Consider the following 5,932-nt stretch of genomic DNA (forward strand, 5'->3'; position numbering starts at 1 on the left):
TGGAAGACAACGGCCATTCCCTGGTGATCGGCGGCAGCCGGGCCTGGCGCAGCGATCAGGACGATGCGGCCCATTCGCTGTTCAAGGGCACCATCAGCGATGTGCGGATCTTTGACAGCCAGCTGGGCGAAAGCAGCCAGATGGCGCTGGCCGAGGCGGCCGGCACCGCCATGGGTGCCAAAATGGATGCAATGATGGAGGATCTGGCCCCGGCCTTTGGCCAGCTGCACGGCGCCAGCGATACCTTCCTGGAGATTCTGTCGGACTACGGCGTGACCCATCACGGCCATCTGGACCGCAGCCTCAACATGATCAGCCGCAACGGCGGCGACAACACGGTGCGCGGCACCAGCGGCGCCGATGGCATTGATGCGGGCCGCGGCGATGACAAGATCGCCGGCAAAGGCGGCGCCGACGTGCTGCAGGGCAACTATGGCAATGACACGCTGTATGGCGGCGGCGGCAACGATGTGCTGGACGGCGGCCACGGCGAGGACACGCTGAAAGGCGGCGGCGGCAACGACCTGCTGATCAGCCGCGCCGACGGGCGCGAGGGCGCCATCGCCTATGACCCTGACCGCGACGAGGGCGACCCGGAAAACGAGCTGACAGATGGCAAGCTGTACCCCGATCAGCCGGTGCCCGGCGATGATCTTCTGATCGGCGGCAAGGGCGCGGATATCTTTTATTTCCAGACCCTTATCAACGCCAAAGAGCGGTACATCGAGAAGCACACCCGCGACGACGGCACCATCAACTGGCACGGGGTCGCGGGCGAGAACGACAAGCTGCACGACCATTGGGTCGACATCATGGGCCATGATGTGGTGGTGGCCCATCAGACCCTTTGGCCGGTCTATGGCGGCGCTGCCGCCATGGTGATCCTGATGGGAATGAGCGTCGCGGGCTTCCGCTGGGAGGCGCTAAGGTCCGGTGACATGCGCAGTTTCTTAAAACCAGTGGCCGCGGTGCTGATGCCCTATTACCTGATCCTCGCAGGCTATGCCGCGGCCTGGGAGCAAGTGCCCTGGGTCTCGGTCTTTCTGGCCGGCAACTTCGCCCTGACAATTCCTGAAACCCACCAGATGCTGCCCTATCTCTATTGGTTCATCGAGGCATATGTGCAGATGACCCTGCTGGTGGCGCTGCCCTTTGCCGTGCCGCCCCTGCGCCGCTGGCTTGTCCGCCAAGACGCTTTCCGGACCGGCCTGTGTTTTCTGGCGTTTGCCGTGGCACTCCGCCTGATAGCACCCGAGGTCTGGCAAATCGGCGGGCGGGCGCAGTTCACCGTGCCGTGGGTCTTTTACCTGTTTGCCCTTGGCTGGTGCATCACTTCCGCCGGCACCCATGGGCAACGGCTGCTGGTGCTGGCCGCGGCCTGCCTGATCATGCCTGCGGCGGCCTATCTGGGCGGCAACTGGTACGGCGGCTGGATCAAATACATGTGGCTATTGGCACTGATCGCCGGGCTGCTGTTCGTCACCCGCCTGCCGATGCCGCGTTTTGCGGCCCGCCCGCTGATGCGGCTGGCACAGGCCGCCTTCCCGATCTACCTGCTGCACCGTTTCGTGCCGGAACTGCTGATGCCGATGCTCGGGCTGGAGGGCAGCAGCCCATTGAACGACGCTTTAGCAATCTTTGGCGGCCTCGCCATGGGCCTTGCCGCCGCCGCCCTGCAGCGCCAGCTGATGCAGGCATGGACCAATGCCCGCAACCGCCGCCAGCCGGCAGTTGCGCAGGCCTAGGCCAACGCCGCTACTGCACCGGCAATCCGGGTCAAAGCCTCGCGCAACTCCGTTTCCGAAGTCGCATAGGAAATCCGGAAATAGGGCGAGATACCAAAGGCCCGGCCCGGCACCACTGCCACATGATGCTGATCCAGCAGATAGGCGCAGAAATCCGCGTCCGTCTCCAGCACAGCCCCCCGCGGCGTGCGCTTGCCCAGCACCCCGGCGCAATTGGCAAAGGTATAAAACGCCCCCTCCGGCACCGGGCAGTCAATACCCTCCATGCCATTGAGCGCCTCCACCACAAGGTCGCGCCGCGCCTGAAAGCTGGCTCGCCGCTCAGCCAGCACTTCCTCCGGACCGTTCAATGCGGCCACCGCTGCCGCCTGCGAAATGGACGACGGGTGCGAGGTCGATTGCGACTGCACCACTTTCATCGCGGCAATCAGATCCTTCGGCCCGCCCGCATAGCCCAGCCGCCAGCCGGTCATCGCATAGGCCTTGGACACACCATTGACCGTCAGCACCCGCTCCTTCAGCCGCGGCTCTACCTGCGCCGGCGTGGCAAATTCAAACCCGCCATAGGTGATGTGCTCATACATGTCATCCGCCATTAGCCAGACATCCGGATGCCGCAGCAAAACCTCCAGCAGCGGCCTGTAGTCTGCGGCGCTATACCCCGCCCCTGCCGGGTTCGAGGGTGAATTCAGCAGCAGCCAGCGGGTGCGCGGGGTGATCGCCGCCTCCAGCTTGTCCGCGGTCAGCCGGAAGCCCGTATCGTCGCCGCAAGCCACCAGTACCGGCACCCCGCCCGCAATGCGGATGATGTCGGAATAGGAGGTCCAATAGGGCGTCGGCACGATCACCTCATCACCGGGGTCAAGGCTTGCCATGAAGGCATCAAACAGGATTTCCTTGGCGCCGGTGCCCGCGATGATCTCGTCCAGTGCATAGTCCAGCCCGTTGTCGCGCCGGAACTTCGCCTGGATCGCCTTCCGCAGCGCCAGCGTGCCGCCAAGGGCGGTGTATTTCGTCTGCCCCGCCCGCATCGCCGCGGCGGCGGCCTCTTTGACGTGGTCCGGCGTATCAAAATCCGGCTCCCCAGCGCCGAGGATGATCACAGGCGCGCCCTGCCGCTTCATCTCTGTCGCCTTCGCGCCGATGGTCAGAATTTCCGAGACCTCAAGCGGGTCAAGACGGCTGGCGCGGCGGAACTGGGCCATGGCGGAGGCTCCCTGCAGGATGAATCACCCCACCAGCATGAAACGAAAGCCGCTCTCCAAAAACCGGCTCTTTGCGACAGAACCCATTCCTGTTTGACATGGTGCATGCTTAAGCCACTCAGGGCTGCGCCTGCATGGGCAGGTGCGAATGCACCTGTCCGTTTTGCCGGAGGCAAGCCTTCGGTCTGACGGGCAGGCAGGTGCAGCCCGGCCTCTCGGCCAGGCAATAACTCTCAATCAGGCCGGCTCTTTAACTGCTTGCGCATCCAGACTTCCAGCTTCTGCACCGCCTCCGGCACCGACCCGTGCGGGCGCACCAGGTAATAGCGCTTGCGGGACACCAGTTCCGGCCCCGGGATCCGCAGCAAATCCCCCGCCGCAACCTCCCGCGCCACCATGTCATAGGGCACGATCGCCGCACCCAGCCCGGCCAGCGCTGCTGCAATCACCATCGAATGCTGATCGAAATAGCGCCCGTCCTGCCGCGGCAGGCCTGCCAGCCCGGCGCGCTCGAACCACTCCGCCCAGGACCCCGCCCGGCTGTCCAGATGCAGCAGCGGCGCCTGCGCCAGATTGGCTGCCAGCTCCAGCTGATGCACGGCATAGAACCCCGGCGCGCAGACCGGCACCATCTCCTCGCCGAACAGAGGCGCCATATGGGTGCCCGGCCAGTTGTCCAGCCCGTAATGCACCGCCAGGTCGAAGTTCTCGCGGGCAAAATCAAACGGCTCCAGCCGGGTGGAGAAGCTCAGTTCCACCTCCGGGTGGCGCTGAAAGAAATCCGGCAGCCGCGGGATCAGCCACAGATTGGCAAAGGCCGGCAGCACCGCAATCCGCAAGGCCGAGCGGCCCGCACCCGCAGCCGCGGCCTTTTGCAGCGTCGCCCGCAGCCCCGCCAGATCCAGCTCCAGATCGGCGGCCAGCCCCTGCCCTGCAAGCGTCAGCACCACGCCCCGGCCCGCCCGTTGGAACAGGTCGAACCCCAGATCCGCCTCCAGCTCCTTTACCTTCTTGCTGACCGCGCTTTGGGTCAGCCCCAGCTCCTCACCCGCCGCAGTGAAACTCTGATGCCGCGCAGCGCTTTCGAAACAGCGCAGACGGGTCAGGCTTGGCAGCTGCATCTCACACCTCCCCCAGTTGCGAGATCAGCCACTCGCGGAACTTGATCAGCGGATATTCCTCCGCCTGATCCGCAGGCCAGACCAGAAAATACTCACCCAGACTCACCGCCGCCCCCTCCATCGCCAGCGCCAAACGGCCTTGTGAAATTTCATTCTCCCCCAGGAAATCCGGCAGCAAGGCCACTCCCAGCCCATGCACCGCCCCCTGCGTCATCGCCGAGGACTGGTCAAACAGCATCCCCCGCAGCTTGGCGGCCGGCACGCCGTGCAGGTGAAACCACTGCTCCCAGCAATCGGGATGGGTCTCCAGATGCAAGAGCGGATAGTTCAGCAGCTCCGCCGGGCTGGCCACCGGCCCCGCCATCAGTCCCGGCGCGCAGACCGGCAGCACATGTTTCGGCATCAAGGGCAGATACGCCACCCCCGGCCAGTCCCGTGTGCCGTAATGGATTGCCGCCTGCGCGGTGCCCGCGTCAAAGCTGAAGGGCAAGTTATGCGTATGCAGGTTCACCGTGATCCCAGGATGCGAGGCGGCAAACTCCTTCAGCCGCGGCGCCAGCCAGTGCAGGCCGAAGGACGGCAGGATCGACAGGGTGAAGCTGCCCCCGTCCGGATTGGCCCGCAGCTTGACCGAGGCCTGCGCCAGCCGGGTCAGGATCGCGCGCGCCTCCTTGGCAAAGCCGGTCCCGGCCGGCGTCAGCTGCATCCGCATCTGGTCACGGGCGATCAGATCCACCTCCATCTGCTCTTCCAGCTGCTTCAGCTGGCGGCTGATGGCGCTTTGCGTCAGCGACAGGTCCGCCGCCGCAGCCGAGGCACTGCCTAACCGGTCTACCGCCTCCAAGGCCAGCAGCGAGGGGATCGAGGGCAGGAAGCGGCGCGGGGCAATCATATGATCTGAACTCATGAGGGATGGATTTAGTTTCATTAGCAATCCAGAGCAGACAGTGCAATTTCTATATCAGCCCCACGCTCGGCAGGACATTGACGGAATCCACCCTAAAGTTTTCCTCATGCCCCGCCCTTGCACCGAAAGGACGCAGATATGCCTCATTCCGACATTCTCGCCGCAGCTGGCCTGACCGAATCCGAAGTAACAGGCGGCACACTCGCCGTCTCCACACCGGTGGACGGCAGCGAAATCGCCCTGTTGAAGACCCACACCCCAGCCGAGGCCGAAGCCCAGATCGCCGCGGCCAAATCCGCCTTCAAATCCTGGCGCCTGGTGCCGGCCCCGCGCCGCGGCGAGCTGGTGCGGCTCTTGGGCGAGGAACTGCGCCGCGAGAAGGAAAACCTGGGCCGCCTAGTCACCCTGGAATGCGGCAAGATCTACCAGGAGGGGCTGGGCGAAGTGCAAGAGATGATCGACATCTGCGACTTCGCCGTGGGTCTTTCGCGCCAGCTCTACGGCCTCACCATAGCGTCTGAGCGCCCTGGCCACGCCATGCGCGAGAGCTGGCACCCGATGGGCACTTGCGGCATCATCACTGCTTTCAACTTCCCCGTCGCCCCCTGGTGCTGGAACGCAGCACTTGCGCTGGTCTGCGGCGATCCGGTGATCTGGAAGCCGTCCGAGAAAACCCCGCTGACAGCGCTGGCCGTGCAGAAAATCTGCGAGCGCGCCATGGCGGCCTTTGGCGCGGACGCCCCCGAGGGCCTGATCCAGGTGCTGATCGGCGAGCGTGATTTGGGTGAGGCGCTGACCGCCTCCAAGGATGTCGCCATCATCTCCGCCACCGGCTCGGTGCCGATGGGCAAGGCGGTAGCGGCGGATATGTCCAATCGCCTCGGCCGCACTATTCTGGAGCTTGGCGGCAACAACGCGATGATCGTGGCCCCCTCCGCCGATCTGGAAATGGCC

5 protein-coding genes are annotated in these 5,932 nt (G+C 64.8%); 2 read left to right on the forward strand and 3 right to left on the reverse strand.

Going from position 1 to position 5,932, the window contains the following annotated elements:
* A partial coding sequence (locus tag A2I95_RS25020; RefSeq protein ID WP_367152517.1) for an acyltransferase family protein occupies positions 1-1,745 on the forward strand: 1,745 nt, incomplete at its 5' end.
* On the opposite strand, the gene A2I95_RS25025 is transcribed toward A2I95_RS25020, so the two are convergent.
* The 3 genes from A2I95_RS25025 to A2I95_RS25035 all read right to left on the reverse strand — a co-directional run bounded on the left by A2I95_RS25025 (position 1,742) and on the right by A2I95_RS25035 (position 4,963).
* Positions 1,742-2,950, reverse strand: coding sequence for a pyridoxal phosphate-dependent aminotransferase (locus A2I95_RS25025; protein WP_291734266.1), 1,209 nt, complete (start codon positions 2,948-2,950; stop codon positions 1,742-1,744). The two genes, A2I95_RS25020 and A2I95_RS25025, sit on opposite strands and share 4 nt — an antisense overlap.
* A 233-nt stretch (positions 2,951-3,183) precedes the next feature.
* Positions 3,184-4,071: a LysR substrate-binding domain-containing protein gene (locus tag A2I95_RS25030; protein ID WP_291734269.1), complete on the reverse strand. Its 888-nt coding sequence runs from the start codon at positions 4,069-4,071 to the stop codon at positions 3,184-3,186.
* A 1-nt stretch (position 4,072) separates the two neighbouring features.
* On the reverse strand, positions 4,073-4,963 hold the full coding sequence (locus A2I95_RS25035) for a LysR substrate-binding domain-containing protein (protein WP_035920613.1): 891 nt from the start codon (positions 4,961-4,963) through the stop codon (positions 4,073-4,075).
* 153 nt (positions 4,964-5,116) lie between these two features.
* On the opposite strand from A2I95_RS25035, the gene A2I95_RS25040 reads away from it, so the two are divergent.
* Positions 5,117-5,932: aldehyde dehydrogenase family protein (locus A2I95_RS25040; RefSeq protein WP_291734274.1), on the forward strand; the 816-nt coding region annotated here is incomplete at its 3' end.

This window comes from Leisingera sp. F5 (assembly GCF_001593695.1).

Bases quoted from the DNA above. Each gene is read 5' to 3' on its own strand.
- A2I95_RS25025 (WP_291734266.1), bottom strand. From the start codon at position 2,950: ATGGCCCAGTTCCGCCGCGCCAGCCGTCTTGACCCGCTTGAGGTCTCG.
- A2I95_RS25030 (WP_291734269.1), bottom strand. From the start codon at position 4,071: ATGCAGCTGCCAAGCCTGACCCGTCTGCGCTGTTTCGAAAGCGCTGCG.
- A2I95_RS25035 (WP_035920613.1), bottom strand. From the start codon at position 4,963: ATGATTGCCCCGCGCCGCTTCCTGCCCTCGATCCCCTCGCTGCTGGCC.